Genomic DNA, 15,603 nt, shown 5'->3' with positions numbered 1-15,603 from the left:
GAGGAATGGACCTATGTTTAAACATGAAATTTTTGAGAAGAACTCCATTCTTCTGGTGATCGGGATCCTGATTGTCGTCTCTATCGGCGGCATCATCGAGATCGCCCCCCTGTTCTATCTGGAAAGCACCATCGAAAAGGTGAAGGGCATGCGTCCCTACACCCCGCTCGAACTGGCCGGCCGGAACATCTACGTCCGGGAAGGCTGCTACACCTGCCATTCCCAGATGATCCGCTCCACCCGTGATGAGGTGGAACGCTACGGTCATTATTCCCTGGCCGCGGAAAGCATGTATGACCACCCGTTCCAGTGGGGGTCCAAACGTACCGGTCCGGATCTGGCCCGCCTCGGCAATAAATATTCCGATGAATGGCACCGGGCTCATATGGTCGATCCGCGGCAGGTCGTGCCCGAATCCATCATGCCGGGCTATCCGTTCCTGGCAACCACGGAACTCAAGTACAACACCATCGAAAAGGACCTGAAGGCAAACCAGATTGCGGGTGTTCCCTATACAGAAGAAATGATCGCCAATGCAAAAGCGGACCTGGTGTCACAGCTTGACGAATATAGCGATGGTTACGATGGTCTGATGGAACGCTACCCGGGTGCGAAAGTGCGGGATTTTGACGGCAACCCCGAAAAAGTCACCGAGCTTGACGCCCTGATCGCCTATCTACAGATGCTGGGAACGCTTGTTGATTTCGACCTCTACAACGAGGAAGAGAACCGGCGCTAGGCCCGGGAAAGGAGAAAGAAGATGGATATTACACATCACGATGCCTCGACTTTCGCCCAGACCTGGGGCCTGGTCCTGTTTCTTGTCCTGTTCGTGGGCATAGTGGCGTACGCGCTATGGCCCGGCAACAGGGACAAATTCAACAAAGCTTCTCGCGCACCACTGGATGAGGAATAGACATGAGTAATAAACCTGAAATCGACAATGTCAGCGGTGTGGAAACAACCGGACATGAATGGGACGGGATCAAGGAACTGAATACCCCCCTGCCCCGCTGGTGGGTCTGGACCTGGCTGGTTTCCATCGTCTGGGCAATCGGCTATTGGATTGTTATGCCGGCCTGGCCGATGATCAGCGACTATACCACGGGGGTTCTGGGTTATTCCCAGCGCGCCGTAGTGAACGAGCAAGTGGAAGCCATGCATGCAGATCGCGCCACCAGGGCACAGGCCCTGCTGACCGCCGACCTGGAGACCATCAAGAACACCCAGGAGCTGATGGAATTCGCCATGGCCGGCGGCAAGGCGGCGTTCGGCGACAACTGCGCCGGCTGTCACGGCTCGGGCGCTTCCGGCGGCTTTGGCTACCCCAACCTGAACGACGACGACTGGCTGTGGGGCGGCACCCTGGAGGACATCCACGAAACCATTACCGTCGGAATCCGCTCCGTGCATGACGACACCCGTATGAACAGCATGCCGGCCTTCCTGAAGGACGAAATTCTCGACAAGGAACAGGTGTCCGACCTGGCCAACTATGTACTTTCCCTGAGTGACGACAGCATTAAGGCACCGGAAGGCGCCGCGGTCCTGTTCGAGGAAAATTGTGCCTCCTGCCATGGTGAAGACGGCAAGGGCATCCAGGAACTGGGCGCCCCCAACCTGACCGATGGTATCTGGTTGTATGGCGGTGACTACGACACAGTCTATGCCACCATTTCCAACAGCCGTGCCGGTGTGATGCCGACATGGGCGGGACGTCTTGATCCGGCAACCATTAAAAGCCTCGCCGTCTATGTTCACTCACTTGGCGGCGGCGAATAAAAGATCATAATCCGGGACCTGCGAGATGACACCTCTGCGGGGAGGGCTAAAAAAGTCGGAGTGACAACAGCAGGTCACCGCGGGCCCCGGACTGAAAACAGGGTATCCATTATTTAAAAGGCATTCAGTATGGCAAACCAGCCTCAGACTCCGGACGGAAAAAATCCGCGTCCGGCCCCCGCCCCCCACTCGATTACCCCGCATCCGGAAGTGGAACGGGCGAAAGTTGAACCGGTCAACCGTCCCGAGGAACGCTCCCTTTACAAGAAAAGGGAACAGATTTATCCGAAGCGGGCCCGCGGCACCTTCCGCAATATCAAATGGGTCATCATGATTGTGACCCTGGGCATTTATTACCTGTCCCCCTGGATCCGCTGGGATCGGGGACCGGGCCTGCCGGATCAGGCAATCCTGATCGACTTCCCGGGCCGCCGCTTCTATTTCTTCTTTATCGAGATCTGGCCGCAGGAGGTCTATTATATCACCGGGCTGCTCATACTCGCCGCCATCGGCCTGTTCCTGGTCACCAGCACCGCCGGCCGCATGTGGTGCGGTTACACCTGCCCGCAAACCGTCTGGGTCGACCTGTTCCTGGTGGTGGAACGGTTTTTCGAGGGCGACCGCAACGAGCGGATCAGGCTCGACAAGGCGCCGTGGAGCTTTGACAAGTTCCGCAAAAAATTTATGAAGCATTTCACCTGGTTATTGATCGGGGTGGCCACCGGCGGGGCCTGGGTCTTCTATTTCGCCGACGCGCCGACCCTTGCAAAGCAACTGATCCATTTCGAGGCGGATTCCACCGTCTATTTCTGGATTGCGCTGTTTACCTCGACCACCTATCTGCTCGGCGGCTTCGCCAGGGAACAGGTTTGTACCTATATGTGCCCCTGGCCGCGGATCCAGTCCGTAATGCTGGACGAGGATTCACTGGCGGTCATGTATCGCTATGACCGCGGGGAGCCCCGCGGGCCGCACAAAAAAGGCGAAAGCTGGGAAGGTCGCGGCGACTGCGTCCAGTGCCGCCAGTGCGTGGTGGTCTGTCCCCAGGGGATCGATATCCGTGACGGGATGCAGCTGGAGTGCATCCAGTGTTCACTCTGTATCGACGCCTGTAACGAAGTGATGGACAAGATCGGTCGCCCGCGCGGCCTGATCGCCTATGACAGCCTCGCCAATTTCGAGGCCCGGGCCAAAGGCGAAAAGGAACGATTCCATATCATCCGGCCCCGGACAATCATCTACAGCACCCTGATTCTCTTGGTCGGCGGCTTTATGCTTTATACCCTGCTGACCAGGGCTGAACTGGACGTCAACGTATTGCGTGACCGCAACCCGGTCTTCGTGCAGCTCTCAAGCGGCGATATTCGTAACGGCTACACCGTGAAAATCCTCAACAAGTCGCGAGCCGACAGGAATTTCTCCATCGATGTTACCGGCCTCAAGGAATATGAGATCCGGGTCGAAGGCGTGACAGATATGACTGAAGACGGACTTCCGGTTGTTCATGTGGAGAGAGACCGGCTGAGATCCGTCAAGGTCTACATTTCCACGCACCGTAAATATCTGGAGGGCCCGAGCACGGATATCGCCTTTGAGGTCCATGACGTCGACGGACCGGAGTCCGACATCCAGGAAACCAACTTCAAGGGGCCCAAATAATGGAGGACACGTCAAAACCCTTTACCGGCAAAACCGCCCTTTTGTGGCTGACCGGTTTTTTCCTCATCGTCTTTGCCGTCAATGGTGTAATGGCCTGGCTGGCCCTGGACAGCTGGAACGGCCTGTCGACGGAAGACCCCTACCGCAAGGGCCTGGCCTATAACGAGCAGATCGAGCAGGACCAGAAACAGAAACTGTCCGGCTGGAAACTCCATTTCTCCTCTCCCCTCGAAGCACAGAAGGGAGATAGCCTGGGGATCAGCCTGGTCCATCCGGAAAATACCGCGGCCCCCGGCGGCCTGCAGGTCAGTTTTCGCCGCCCGGTGGTCGAAGGCTATGACTTCGAGCTCACCCTGCCGCTGACGGGGAAAAAAGACGGGCTCTATGTCTATGAAGCGCCGGTCGATCTGCCGCTGCCCGGCGAGTGGGAAATCACAGCCGTTGCAAAATCCGATGCCCAGACTAAATATATACTCAGGGATCGTATTGTCGTGAGCAAATAATGGCTGAACCTCTCAAATCACCGGAAGTCGAACATTTTGTGGTGGAAGGGCTGCACTGCCCGTCCTGTATCCGCGAAATTGAAGGCACCCTGCAGAAAAACCCGGCCATCCGCAATGCGCGGGTCAACCTGACGACCCAGCGCCTGGCGGTGCAATGGGCCAACGACGACCAACCCGGGTCGGACGAGGCACTGTCCAAAAGCGAACAGGTGATCGACACCCTGAAGGACATCGGCTTCCGCGCGTTCCGGTTCAAGGACGACCCTTCGCTGATGGCCAATGACAAGGAAAGCCGCCAGCTGCTGATTTCCATGGCCGTCGCCGGCTTCGTTGCCGCCAACGTCATGCTGCTGTCGGTGTCCGTGTGGTCCGGCAATGTGTCCGACATGGCGGAAAGTACCCGACTGCTGATGCACTGGTTGTCCGCCCTGCTGGTTCTTCCGGCCGCAGCCTATGCCGGCCTGCCCTTCTATCGGTCCGCCTGGGGCGCGGTCAAGGCCGGCACCCTGAATATGGATGTACCCATTTCGCTGGCCGTGATCCTGGCCTGCGGCATGAGCCTGCTGGAAACCATGCAGGGCGCCGTGCATACCTATTATGATGCCGCCGTCATGCTGCTGTTCTTCCTGCTGATCGGGCGCTACCTGGACCGCAAGATGCGCAACCACGCGAGAGGCATGGCCCAGAACCTGATGTCCTATCGGCCCCATACCGCGACCCTGCTGCTGGACAATGGTGAAACGGAACTGAGCCCCCTCGAGATGCTGCGCCCCGGCCAGACGGTGCGGGTGATGCCCGGCGACCGCATCCCGGTGGACGGGGAAATCCTGCGCGGGGTGTCCGAGGTGGACACCAGCCTGGTGACCGGCGAAACCCTGCCGGTCAAGGCCGAGGAAGGGGCCGAGGTCTTTGCCGGCACCATGAACCTGAACGGGGTGCTGGATGTGAAAATCACGGCGCTCAGCGGCAAGACCCTGCTGGATGAAATCATCACCCTGATGGAAACCGCCGAGCAGGGCCGGGCCAAATATGTGCGCCTGGCCGACAAGGCGGCCAAGATCTATGCCCCGGCCGTGCATCTGCTGGCGCTGTTCACCTTCCTTGGCTGGATGCTGTTTTCCTCTGTGGGCTGGGAACAGTCCCTGATCACCGCCATTTCAGTGCTGATCATTACCTGCCCCTGTGCGCTCGGCCTTGCCGTGCCGGTGGTCCAGGTGGTAGCCTCCAACCTGCTGTTCAAGTCGGGCATCCTGGTCAAGGCCGCTGATGGGCTGGAGCGGCTGGCCGAAGTGGACACCGTAATATTCGACAAGACCGGCACCCTGACCTTGGGCCAGCCGGAGCTGGCCAATGCGGACGAGATCGAGCCGGCCAGGCTGGAGCTGGCGGCAAGCCTCGCCAAATCGTCAACCCATCCGCTGTGCCGGGCGCTGATTGTCGCCTGCCACGAACGCGACATTCCCACCATCGCCACCGAAAGCGCGCTGCATGAAGAAGCCGGCATGGGCCTGAAAGCGGTCATCGACGGTCGCGAAGTCCGCCTCGGCAACCGCAGCTGGTGTTCGGTGCCGGATACCGCTGTGGAGAACAACCGCTTCAGCGAACTGTGGCTGGCGGTTGAGGGCGAAGCGCCTGTGTTCCTCGCCTTCCGCGACCGGCTGCGCCGCGACGCCAGCGAGGTCTGTAACTGGCTGAAAAAGGATGGCCTGGAGCTGATCCTGCTGTCCGGCGACCGCGAGGATGTGGTGCGTGAGGTCGCCGCCGAGCTCGGCATCGACAACTGGCGCGCCGGCTTCAAGCCGCAGGAAAAAATCGCCGTGCTGGAAGAGCTGAAAGCCAACGGCAAGAAGCCGCTGATGGTGGGTGACGGCCTTAACGACGCTCCGGCGCTGGCCGCGGCCCATGTCTCCATCTCCCCCAGTTCCGCCGCCGATGTAAGCCAGAATGCCGCCGACTTTATCTTCCAGTCACAACGGCTGGAAACTGTGGTCCGCGCCCTGCAGGTCTCCCGCAAGAGCCGGACCCTGGTGTTCGTCAATTTTGCCTTCGCCGCCGCCTACAATGTGGTGGCTGTGCCCTTCGCCGCGGCCGGCATGCTCACGCCGCTGATCGCCGCCCTGGCCATGTCCGGTTCCAGCATCGTGGTGACCCTCAACGCGTTGCGGCTGAACCTGGCCAGACTGTACAGCAGCAAGGGGAATGCCTGATGGATATTATCCTTTTTCTGATTCCCATTGCCCTGTTCATGGGCCTGGCCGGGCTTGGCGCCTTCCTGTGGTCGCTCCGGACCGGCCAGTATGACGACCTGGAAGGCGCCAGCTACCGCGCCCTGTTTGAGGAAGACGAGATGGCAAAGGAAGAGGACGACGCCGGACCGGCTCAGTCCTCGCCGTCGAAATAACCGGCTTCCTGGGGATAAAAGAACTTTCTTATCGCCACATTGGCCGGGTCCCCGCCCGGGGCGCTACCGGCAAGAACACCCATCTTGCCGCTTTTGGGATAGAGCACAACCTCCGGCTCCTTCATGGTCGACATGCAGAGATATTCCAGATCCTCATCACTGTGGTTATACATCTGGTGGGAATAATCCTCGCCCCGCGGCAGGGATATGAAGTTGCCCTCCCGGACGATGTGCTCCTTGCCGCCGCAAATGTGCGTTCCCTCCCCTTTCAGGATATAGATCGCTTCCTCATTGGCCATATGATAATGCTCCGGGAAGGAGCGCTTGCCCGGCGGCAGGCGGAAAAACCCGCAGCCCAGCTCCCGGGCGCCGCTCGGCACGGTAAAGGACTTGCCGAACAGGTGGAATTTGTCGCCATGGCTCACTTCCCGCCATTCCAGGTCGTCCACGTGTACAATGTTGTTGACCGCTTTGTTTATATCCCCGGACATTTTCTTCTCCTGATATTTTCTTCCCATCGGGCGCAAGATCATTTAAGACAGGCACTATAGCAAAGAATAAATTGGGACAGGATCACAAAAATGTCAGAGATCAGAATCGGTATTGTCGGATGCGGCGGACGCATGGGCCAGGCCCTGGTCCGGGAAGTGCTGGACAGTGAACAGGCCTCCCTGAGCGGCGGCACCGAACGTCATGACAGCCCGCTGATCGGCAGCCCGATCCGCCATCCGGCCAGCGGCGAGGATACCGGCCTGAAAATCTCCGACAATGCGGAAAACCTGTTCAAGATCTCCGACATTGTGATTGATTTCACCTGTCCCACCGCGACCAGGCTGCATTGTTCCTATGCGGAAAAATATGACACCGCCCATATCGTCGGCACCACCGGCATGACGGAAGAAGACGAGCGCGCCGTCAATACCGCAGCCGAGTTCGTGCCGGTGATCTATGCTTCCAATTTCTCGCTCGGGGTCAACCTGCTGTTTTATCTGACCCGCCAGGCCGCCCATATGCTGGATGAGGATTTCGATATCGAAATTCTGGAAATGCATCACCGCCACAAGGTAGATGCGCCGAGCGGCACCGCCCTGAGCCTGGGCAGGGCCGCCGCCCAGGGCCGTGGCGTCAACCTGGACGACGTGGCCGACAAAGTCCGCGACGGCATCACGGGCGAACGCAGGCGGGGCGATATCGGCTTTGCCGTTTTGCGCGGCGGCAATGTGGCCGGCGAGCATACCGTCAGCTTCAATGCCTATGATGAACGGGTCGAGCTCACCCACAAAGCCACCGACCGGGCCATCTTCGCCCGCGGCGCGCTCAAGGCGGCGCTGTGGGCCTTTGGCCGCCAAGCGGGGCTCTACGACATGTTTGACGTGCTGGGGCTGGACAAAGGCTAACGCCCAGCCCCTCTTCTCTTATTTCTCTGACGGCAGCGCCTGTTTCAGGGCGTCAAAGATCAGGTTCTGCTCCATAACACCGCCGATTTTCTCCGCCCCGGCGCCCTTGGCATAGATGGCCACATCCTCGCCGCCGTGGGTCTCGCTCTCGCGCGGAATCAGGGCCTGCTGGTGGAAGTCGGGCGCTGTGGTGTCGACATCGGTGAGATCTTCACGCGCGTAATGATCGTCATCTTTCGGCCAGATGCCGCCGGGCCCGTTCAGGTAGCCAAGCGTGGTATAGGGTTTGCCGTCTTCCATCAGGGCGTAGGCTTTTTCCGGATTGCCGTGTTCGTCATTGCCGACCACCTTGCCGAGGATCGGATTGCCGCGGGTCGGATAGCCGGAAATCATCAGCGTATGGCTGTGGTCGGCGGTGACGATGATCAGGGTATCCTCGTCACTGGTAAGCTGATCAGCCATTTTAACCGCCTCGTTCAGCGCAACCCCGTCATTGAGGGCCATGGCCGCCCGGCCGGCATGATGGCCGTGGTCAATACGCCCCGCCTCCACCATCAGGAAAAAGCCCTTGTCATTCTTTGATAGCATTTTGACGGCCTTTTCCGTCATCTCCGCCAGCGACGGTTCATGGCCGCCGTCTTTTTTGCGGTCATAGTCATATTGCATATGAGCCGGTTCAAACAGGCCCAGCAGCTTGTTGGTTGTGGCCGGATCGATGGCGGCAAATTGTTGTTCGTTCCAGACATAGGCGCCGTCCGGATGTTTGGCCTGCCATTCCTGCACCAGATTGCGGCCGTCGTTGCGGACGCCGGCTTTATTGGCATATTCCGGATCGGTCATGGTGGACGGAATAAAGTTGCGGCGACCACCGCCCAGCGCCACTTCGATCCCGTCGCCTTTGTCAAAGTCCAGGAACTGTCGGGCAATATCCTTGCATCCCCGGTCCCGCTGTTCCTGCGGCATGTCGCTGTCGGCTTCCCAGTCGCGCTCGGAAATATGGGCATAGGCGGCCCCCGGCGTGGCGTGAGTGAGGCGGGCCGTGGTCACCACCCCGGTGGACAGGCCCTGTTCCTCGGCCAGTTCGAGGATGGTTTCAAGCTCGGTCCCCGGCGTCGACGCACAATCGGCGCGGATCACTTCCGGTCCCACTCCGAGCACCCCGGCCTTGGTTTTCACACCGGTATACATGGCCGTGGCGGTCCCGGCGCTGTCCGGCACCTGCTGGTTGGTGTTATAGGTTTTGGACAGGGCCACCCGGGGGAAAGTCTCCCAGCTTAAGATATTTTCCTCGCCGCTCATGCCCCGCTGCTGGCCTTCGAAAATGCGGATCGCCGTGACGGTGCTGACCCCCATGCCGTCACCGATAAACAGGATGACATTTTTCGGCTTCGCCGCCATCACCGGTGTTTCGGTAACCTGCTTTTCCGGCGCACAGGCCGCAGCAGAAAGGGTAACAACCGCCGCACATCCCAGGCGGCTCAGAACACGGCTCAAACTCATCGAAATATCCTTAAATAATTATCGGCCCGCCTACTTGGGGGACACATGCAATATGAACTTGATCTGATAAACAAATAGGGAAGAAATGTTTCCCAATTGTGAACACCGGGCGTCTTACGGCTCAGTCGACCTGTGCGGCAGCTTCCTCTTGATCCAGATTGTGAAAATAAATCCTGGCCCGTTCCATCACCCGGGGGGCCAGCAGCAGGGTGGAAGTCATGGTCGGAATGGCCATAACCGCATACATGCCGTCAATCAGGCCGACCACTGTTTTCAGGCTGACAATGGCGCCAATCACCACCAGAGCCGCATAAAACCAGGAATAATAATGTTCCCGCTCGGCGCCGATCAAAAAGCCGGTGCATTTGCTGCCGTAATACCAGAAGCTGAGCACCGTACTGATGGCGAGGAAAAACACCATCACGGTCAGAAGGTAACCGCCGAGCCCGGGAAAGGCGGTCTCGAAGGCGCTGCCGGTCAGGCTGATGCCGTTGGCCTCGCCTTGCCAGACCCCGGTAACCAGAATCGCCAGTGCCGTACAGGTACAGACGATCAGGGTATCGATGACCGGTCCCAGCATGGCCACCAGTCCCTCGCGGGTGGGATAATCGGTTTTTGCCGCCCCGTGCGCCAGCGACTCGGTACCGATTCCGGCCTCGTTAGAGAACGCGCCGCGCTGTACCCCGATCAGGATTACGCCGCCGATGGCGCCGCCGGCCGCCGCCTTGCCGGAAAAGGCGTCACTCACGATCAGCAGCAGCATGTCGGGGATGTTGCCTGCATACAGGACCAGCAGCACCGCTGTCATCAGGAAATAGAGCACCACCATCAGCGGCACCAGCCGGCTGGTGACATCGGCAATGCGCTGGATCCGCCCGGAAATCACCGCCAGCACCAGCCCCGCCAGCAGCACCCCCGCCACCAGGTCGAACAGAAAATGATTGTCCGCCGTCGTCAGGCCGGCCGGAATCGCCACCATGTCGCGGATCACCTGGACCAGCTGGTTGATCTGGAATACCGGCAGAGTGCCGACCAGACCGGCAATGGCGAACAGGATCGCCAGCGGCATCCATTTGCGGCCGAGCCCCTCCCGGATCACATACATGGGGCCGCCCTGCAGATGTCCTTTGCTGTCATAGCCCCGGTACATCACGGCCAGAGAGGCGGTAAAAAACTTGGTAGCCATGCCGACAATGGCCGTCACCCACATCCAGAAGATCGCTCCCGGGCCGCCGATGGTAATAGCCAGCGCCACGCCGGTGACATTGCCCATGCCCAGGGTACCGGACAGCGCCGTGGACAGGGCCTGAAAGTGGGAAATGTCGCCATGGCCGCCAAACCGGTCATATTTCCCGCGCAGGATATCAAAGGCATGAGGGATATATTTATAGGGCTGGAACCGGGAATAGGTCATGAAAAACAGGCCGCCCAGCACGATGAGAGCGACCAGGGGCTTGCCCCACATAAATGCAGAAAATCCGTTAAAAAAAGACTCAATTACTTCCATAAAAAATACCTGCCCCGACGTCAGACGGCTGCCGGATGGCCACTGTTTTTATAGCGCCACAGGGCACTGGCCAGGTCGCGGTTCACGTCTTCCCGTTCCTCTTCGGTCAGGAATTCGCCGACAAAAAGCCCCTGCCCGTGGGAAGAAATGAACAGATGACGCTGGCGGATCGGTTTGGGGTCTTTTTTGCGGAATTCGAGCCCGACCTTCACCCAGTAGGGATTGAAAGCCCAGCATTGCTCCTCGCCCTTGTGGTCAATCCGGCGCACGATCAGTTCATCGCCAATGATCGAGATGGTCTCCACCAGTTTGCCGGAGCGGTAATTGAGCTTGAACGCCACATAGATCAGCAGAACATCCAGGCCCATGAAGCCGAAAATAGGCCAGGCGCCCCTGAGATAAAAGACCAGGCCAACGGTAAAGCTGATCAGGGAAATCAGGACCATAAGGATCACGAAGCCGCGCGGACTTAGCGACCTGTGCGGATAGAGGGTGGCGTCAAACCAGATTTTGTCGTTACTTTGTTGCATTATTGCAGTATAGACCTCTTCCCTTGCGTAACCAAGCCCGTTAATATCCCGCCCATAAGAAGGACCGCTAGAAAATGAAAAAACAGGATGTTTACGAGTTTTTCTCCCGCCTCCACGATCTTGATCCGGAACCCAAGGGGGAACTGAATTACACCAACCCCTATACCCTGCTGGTGGCCGTGGCCCTGTCGGCGCAAGCGACCGACGTGGGGGTCAACAAAGCGACCAGGGACCTGTTCAAGGTGGTTTCCACCCCGCAGGAAATGCTCGACCTGGGTGAGGACGGCCTCAAGGACTATATCAAGACCATCGGCCTGTATAATTCCAAGGCGGCCAATGTGATCAAGGCCGCCCGCATCCTGGTGGACGAGTATGACGGCGAGGTGCCGCAGAAACGGGAAGAGCTTGAAAAGCTGCCCGGCGTGGGGCGCAAAACCGCCAATGTGGTACTCAATATCGCTTTTGGCCAGCCGACCATCGCCGTGGACACCCATTTGTTCCGGGTTTCCAACCGCACCGGCCTGGCCCCGGGCAAAACCCCGCTGGCCGTGGAAAAGAAACTGGAAAAAATCATCCCCGAGGAATTCGCCCTGCATGCCCATCACTGGCTGATCCTGCACGGGCGCTATATCTGCAAGGCCCGGAAGCCTAATTGTCCGGTGTGTCCGGTTCGGGATCTGTGTCGCTATAAGCAGAAGACGGTGATTGAGGATTAATCTTCCGGGCCGGCGCTTCCGGCAACATCTCCCGCTTGATCACAAAACTGTCGAGGCAGGCATCCCCGGACACCGTGGGATTGGGCGCCGACAGGTCGGCCGCCATGCTGTCCACATAATCCAGCACCAGGTCGCCCAGCTCATTCTCATAGAAATAGAGATGGATGACGCAGTTGCTGTTCTTGTACATCCAGACCCGGGCGTCCTTCTCGTGGCGCACCACTTCCGGCGCCCCCAGGATATCTTCGACCGTATGGGGGGACAGGCCGACAATATTCTCGATCCGGAACAGCGGTTCCGGTTCCGGTTCGGGTTCCGGCACGGCCACCTGAACCGCGGCTTCCGGCGCCGGCTCCTCCGGCGGCACCTCCGAGACCGGCGGCTCATCGCCGGCCCCGCCACAACCGGCAACCAGTAGCACGCTGAGCAGAAGGACAATTTTCCTCATAGGTCGTCCGTACCCTGGCCGCTATGACCATATTCCCGGGCAAAGGCATGGCCTTCCGCCTGGCGGTCCCGGATGGTCAGATGGAAAACGTGGCACATGATGGCCGCCGCCAGGATCGGTGCGGTGAGATTGACGATGGGAATCGTGAACAGGACGGTAATGACCAGGCCGGCAAACAAGACATATCCGCGAATGGATTTGCGGTGTTCGCCGGATTCCCTGATGCCGAGATGGCGCACCGCCACCATTTCGTAATAGCCCCAGCCCAGGAGATAACCGTTCAGCAGGTAAAAGATGACGACCGGACCGACTCCGGTCCAGAAGAAGATAATGTAAAACGGAACTGCAAGGATATTCAAAAGAACGATATACAGCGACAGGCGCACCGCCAGATAGCTGAGATGCCACAGCCCCAGCCTTTTGCCGGCCTTGTGCGTGGTGTAATATTTATCCTCCACCGCATCGACCACATCGTCCAGGAAAATGGAAACGAAAATGGTCGAAATGGGAACGAAAAACAAAACTGCCAGCCAGATCAGGACAAAGCCGAACAGCCAGTCCATGATCGACTGAACCCACTCCCAGTCGAAATCCAGATAGGGTATCTGATCCTTGAGCGCCTCGGCCAGAAAAAAGGCGGCCGCCAGCGCCACAAAAGTCGTAATCATGCCGAGAATGAAGACGCGCAGGAACGCGCTGTCGAAAATTTGTGCAAGGGTCCGTTCGACCGAGGTCAACAGATGGTTCACTTGTTCTTCCTTCCTTGCCCCTAATACCCTCTTTCAAAATATGGAGATTTTTGCGGAAAAGGCAAGACCCATTTCCCAAACCGCCGCCAAACAATGACCTTGCACAGCGCCCCCGGATAACTATACTCGGCGCACCTGCAGGAGTTGGATATGACAAAAAAATATGAAGTGGTCGGCATCGGCAATGCCATCGTGGACATTCTCACCCATGTGGAAGACGATTTCCTGGCCGAACACAAACTGGCCAAAGGCAGCATGCAGCTGTTCGATGAAGCGGATGCTGCAAAATTATATGCAACCCTGGGACAGGCCATAGAATGTTCCGGCGGCTCTGCGGCAAACACCGTCGCCGGCCTGGCCTCGCTCGGCCACAGAACCGCCTTCATCGGCAAGGTGCGGGACGACCAGCTGGGACGGATTTTCCGCCATGACATTACGGCGCTCGGCACCGACTTTCCGGCCGCCCATGCTGAGGACGGACCGGCAACCGCCCTGTGCCAGGTGCTGGTCACCCCGGATGCGGAACGGACCATGTGCACCTATCTCGGCGCCTGCGTTAATCTGACGGAAGCGGACATTGATGACGAGACCATCAAGGGCGCATCGATCACCTACCTGGAAGGCTACCTGTGGGATCCGGAAGACGCGAAGAACGCCTTTCGCAAAGCCATCGCCCTGGCCCATGAGGCGGGCCGGAAAACATCGCTCAGCCTGTCCGATCCCTTCTGTGTTGACCGCCACCGGGAAGAGTTTCTGTCCCTGACCCGGGACGATATCGACATCCTGTTTGCCAATGAGGAAGAACTGCTGATGCTGTTCGATACGCGCGACCTGGCAACAGCCCTGGCCGCGGCCCGGGAACATTGCGAAATTGCCGCCGTTACGCGCGGCGCCAAAGGATGTGTTATTGCCGCCAATGGCGAGAGCATCGAAGTCAGCGGGCGCCAGGTCAGCAACCTGGTCGACACCACCGGCGCCGGCGACCTTTTTGCCGCCGGTTTCCTGCACGGTTACGTGACCGGTGAAGACCTGGCCACCTGCGGCAGCATCGGCAACCTGATCGCCAGCGAGGTCATCACCCACATGGGGGCCCGGCCGGATATTGACCTGAAGGCATTTCTGTCCCAGAATATGGGCACAAGTGAAGAGGATATGTAATGTCTACCGTCAAATCAGTTCTTCTGCCCCTGCTGCTGGCCGCCGGCGTTGCCCAGGCAGGACATGCAGAATGTCATTTTCCCAAACGCCCAATCATTCCCGATGGAAAAACCGTGAGCAAGGAGCATTTGCTGGAAGTCATCCATGCCTTCAAGACGGAGTTCCAGCCCGATGTCCGAAAATTCCAGAACTGCATCAAGAACGAACGGATTGCTGTCGGAGATTTCGCCACCGATGAGCAGAAGGAAGAATGGACCAGTCGACATGATGCGGCCTTTGACATTGAAAGCCGCCTGGCCAACGCCCTGAACCAGGCCATCCGTGATTTCAAATCCCGCGAAACAGCCGGGGATACGTCTCCCCAGGAAAAGGCAGCCCATACGTCGGATTCCACTGAAACGTCCGCCGGCGAGGACGATGGGGACACCTCCGGACAATAGGGACTGGACCACCAGGCCAGTTCAGATCTGTTGCGGGCCGCCGTTTCCTGCAGCGTTGTTAAAGAAATAATAGAAACCGAACAAAATCATATTCACGTCCCGGTCATTGTCCGACAGAGGCAATCCCAGGGTGTGGTAGCTCATATAATTTTTTGCTCTCCAGTCCACCGTGCCGCAGGCAAGATAAGGCAACCGGTTATCCACCAGCCAGGTCAGGTTCTCATATAGCCTGTCGTAACTGTTCAGGGTCTCAATATACCGCCCGGTCATGTCTTCTCCTGCGACCTTGACATTCTCTGAGCCCATCAGGCGTATCTTGAAACGCATCGGGTCACTTTCCACATCAATCAGGACAAGCATGGGCAGGATGGAGGCAAGTCGCGCGGGTTCTATATCAACCCTGGCCGGCATGGCCCGGCTGCCGCGAATTTCATTCCAGTATGTGAATAGCGTCTGCAGGGATTCTACCGGAATATCATCCAACTTCACATCACTATTAAATATTCTATTACTCAACTGTACCTACCCCAATAACATCCCTCGCGGGCCCCATCGAATTACTTGCGTGTACATGCAATTGGAATTTTAGATAAAAACACTCTCCATACAAGCAAAAATTGCAAATAAAATCATGATGTTACATAAGATTGCGTTGATATAGACTGGAAACCGCGGCCTGCCGCCGTTAACCAGTTGTTAATCAGCTATTAGTTTTGCACATGGCTGGTTTGCAGAATTGACAGCTTCTCACGCATAGCTATTTTGCATATTTTTATTGCATCGCAACAAGAACAAGAAATTAGGGAGCTCTTT

At 58.1% G+C, this 15,603-nt stretch carries 18 protein-coding genes; 11 read left to right on the top strand and 7 right to left on the bottom strand.

The genetic code is table 11. From position 1 onward, the window contains the following. Positions 1 to 13: 13 nt before the first annotated feature. The 7 genes from ccoO to ccoS all read left to right on the top strand — a co-directional run bounded on the left by ccoO (position 14) and on the right by ccoS (position 6,345). Positions 14 to 739 carry a cytochrome-c oxidase, cbb3-type subunit II gene (ccoO, locus tag FIV46_RS06655; RefSeq protein ID WP_139939703.1) on the top strand — a complete coding sequence of 242 codons (726 nt, stop codon included), beginning with the start codon at positions 14 to 16 and terminating at the stop codon, positions 737 to 739. Positions 740 to 760: 21 nt separating this feature from the next. After that, positions 761 to 916 carry a cbb3-type cytochrome c oxidase subunit 3 gene (locus FIV46_RS06650; protein WP_181163083.1) on the top strand — a complete coding sequence of 52 codons (156 nt, stop codon included), beginning with the start codon at positions 761 to 763 and terminating at the stop codon, positions 914 to 916. A gap of 2 nt (positions 917 to 918) precedes the next feature. Further along, positions 919 to 1,782 carry a cytochrome-c oxidase, cbb3-type subunit III gene (gene ccoP, locus FIV46_RS06645; protein ID WP_139939701.1) on the top strand — a complete coding sequence of 288 codons (864 nt, stop codon included), beginning with the start codon at positions 919 to 921 and terminating at the stop codon, positions 1,780 to 1,782. A 129-nt stretch (positions 1,783 to 1,911) separates the two neighbouring features. Then, positions 1,912 to 3,441: a cytochrome c oxidase accessory protein CcoG gene (gene ccoG / locus FIV46_RS06640; RefSeq protein ID WP_139939699.1), complete on the top strand. Its 1,530-nt coding sequence runs from the start codon at positions 1,912 to 1,914 to the stop codon at positions 3,439 to 3,441. After that, a complete protein-coding gene (locus FIV46_RS06635) occupies positions 3,441 to 3,944 on the top strand; it encodes a FixH family protein (protein WP_139939697.1) in 504 nt (167 codons plus the stop codon). The genes ccoG and FIV46_RS06635 overlap by 1 nt, the downstream gene beginning before the upstream one ends. After that, entirely contained in the window at positions 3,944 to 6,151 is a 2,208-nt protein-coding gene (locus FIV46_RS06630; RefSeq protein ID WP_139939695.1) for a heavy metal translocating P-type ATPase, read from the top strand. Before FIV46_RS06635 ends, FIV46_RS06630 begins: the two co-directional genes overlap by 1 nt. After that, positions 6,151 to 6,345: a cbb3-type cytochrome oxidase assembly protein CcoS gene (gene ccoS / locus FIV46_RS06625; protein ID WP_139939693.1), complete on the top strand. Its 195-nt coding sequence runs from the start codon at positions 6,151 to 6,153 to the stop codon at positions 6,343 to 6,345. The genes FIV46_RS06630 and ccoS overlap by 1 nt, the downstream gene beginning before the upstream one ends. Here the strand turns inward: ccoS and FIV46_RS06620 are convergent. Further along, positions 6,324 to 6,836 (bottom strand): cupin domain-containing protein, encoded by a 513-nt coding sequence (locus tag FIV46_RS06620; RefSeq protein ID WP_181163082.1) that lies wholly within the window; start codon positions 6,834 to 6,836, stop codon positions 6,324 to 6,326. The two genes, ccoS and FIV46_RS06620, sit on opposite strands and share 22 nt — an antisense overlap. A gap of 90 nt (positions 6,837 to 6,926) precedes the next feature. Between FIV46_RS06620 and dapB the strand changes: the two genes are divergently transcribed. Beyond that, the gene (dapB, locus tag FIV46_RS06615) at positions 6,927 to 7,742 is read left to right on the top strand and encodes a 4-hydroxy-tetrahydrodipicolinate reductase (protein ID WP_219845939.1); all 816 of its coding nucleotides are present in this window, start codon (positions 6,927 to 6,929) and stop codon (positions 7,740 to 7,742) included. Positions 7,743 to 7,760: 18 nt separating this feature from the next. Here dapB and FIV46_RS06610 read toward each other — a convergent pair whose 3' ends face one another. The 3 genes from FIV46_RS06610 to FIV46_RS06600 form a co-directional block, all read right to left on the bottom strand. Next, positions 7,761 to 9,242, bottom strand: coding sequence for an alkaline phosphatase family protein (locus tag FIV46_RS06610; protein ID WP_139939689.1), 1,482 nt, complete (start codon positions 9,240 to 9,242; stop codon positions 7,761 to 7,763). A gap of 121 nt (positions 9,243 to 9,363) precedes the next feature. Next, positions 9,364 to 10,707 carry an alanine/glycine:cation symporter family protein gene (locus FIV46_RS06605; RefSeq protein WP_219845937.1) on the bottom strand — a complete coding sequence of 448 codons (1,344 nt, stop codon included), beginning with the start codon at positions 10,705 to 10,707 and terminating at the stop codon, positions 9,364 to 9,366. Positions 10,708 to 10,769: 62 nt separating this feature from the next. Further along, the gene (locus tag FIV46_RS06600; RefSeq protein ID WP_139939685.1) at positions 10,770 to 11,279 is read right to left on the bottom strand and encodes a DUF2244 domain-containing protein; all 510 of its coding nucleotides are present in this window, start codon (positions 11,277 to 11,279) and stop codon (positions 10,770 to 10,772) included. 74 nt (positions 11,280 to 11,353) lie between these two features. On the opposite strand from FIV46_RS06600, the gene nth reads away from it, so the two are divergent. Beyond that, complete coding sequence (gene nth / locus FIV46_RS06595) at positions 11,354 to 11,995, top strand: endonuclease III (RefSeq protein WP_139939683.1); 642 nt, start codon at positions 11,354 to 11,356, stop codon at positions 11,993 to 11,995. Here nth and FIV46_RS06590 read toward each other — a convergent pair. Together FIV46_RS06590 and FIV46_RS06585 are read right to left on the bottom strand one after the other, a co-directional pair. Continuing rightward, positions 11,928 to 12,443, bottom strand: a complete 516-nt coding sequence (locus FIV46_RS06590) for a hypothetical protein (RefSeq protein ID WP_139939681.1) — start codon at positions 12,441 to 12,443, stop codon at positions 11,928 to 11,930. The genes nth and FIV46_RS06590 overlap by 68 nt on opposite strands. After that, complete coding sequence (locus FIV46_RS06585; RefSeq protein ID WP_139939680.1) at positions 12,440 to 13,192, bottom strand: EI24 domain-containing protein; 753 nt, start codon at positions 13,190 to 13,192, stop codon at positions 12,440 to 12,442. Before FIV46_RS06585 ends, FIV46_RS06590 begins: the two co-directional genes overlap by 4 nt. 150 nt (positions 13,193 to 13,342) lie before the next feature. Between FIV46_RS06585 and FIV46_RS06580 the strand changes: the two genes are divergently transcribed. Both FIV46_RS06580 and FIV46_RS06575 read left to right on the top strand, forming a co-directional pair. Beyond that, positions 13,343 to 14,350 (top strand): adenosine kinase, encoded by a 1,008-nt coding sequence (locus FIV46_RS06580; RefSeq protein WP_139939678.1) that lies wholly within the window; start codon positions 13,343 to 13,345, stop codon positions 14,348 to 14,350. Continuing rightward, complete coding sequence (locus FIV46_RS06575) at positions 14,350 to 14,790, top strand: hypothetical protein (protein ID WP_139939676.1); 441 nt, start codon at positions 14,350 to 14,352, stop codon at positions 14,788 to 14,790. Before FIV46_RS06580 ends, FIV46_RS06575 begins: the two co-directional genes overlap by 1 nt. Positions 14,791 to 14,811: 21 nt before the next feature. Here FIV46_RS06575 and FIV46_RS06570 read toward each other — a convergent pair whose 3' ends face one another. Further along, positions 14,812 to 15,279, bottom strand: a complete 468-nt coding sequence (locus tag FIV46_RS06570; RefSeq protein ID WP_219845935.1) for a PAS domain-containing protein — start codon at positions 15,277 to 15,279, stop codon at positions 14,812 to 14,814. Positions 15,280 to 15,603: the final 324 nt, after the last annotated feature.

The sequence above is a fragment of the Emcibacter nanhaiensis genome (assembly GCF_006385175.1).
In the GTDB taxonomy this organism is placed as follows: domain Bacteria; phylum Pseudomonadota; class Alphaproteobacteria; order Sphingomonadales; family Emcibacteraceae; genus Emcibacter; species Emcibacter nanhaiensis.
This window is presented reverse-complemented; position numbering and strand designations above follow the sequence as displayed.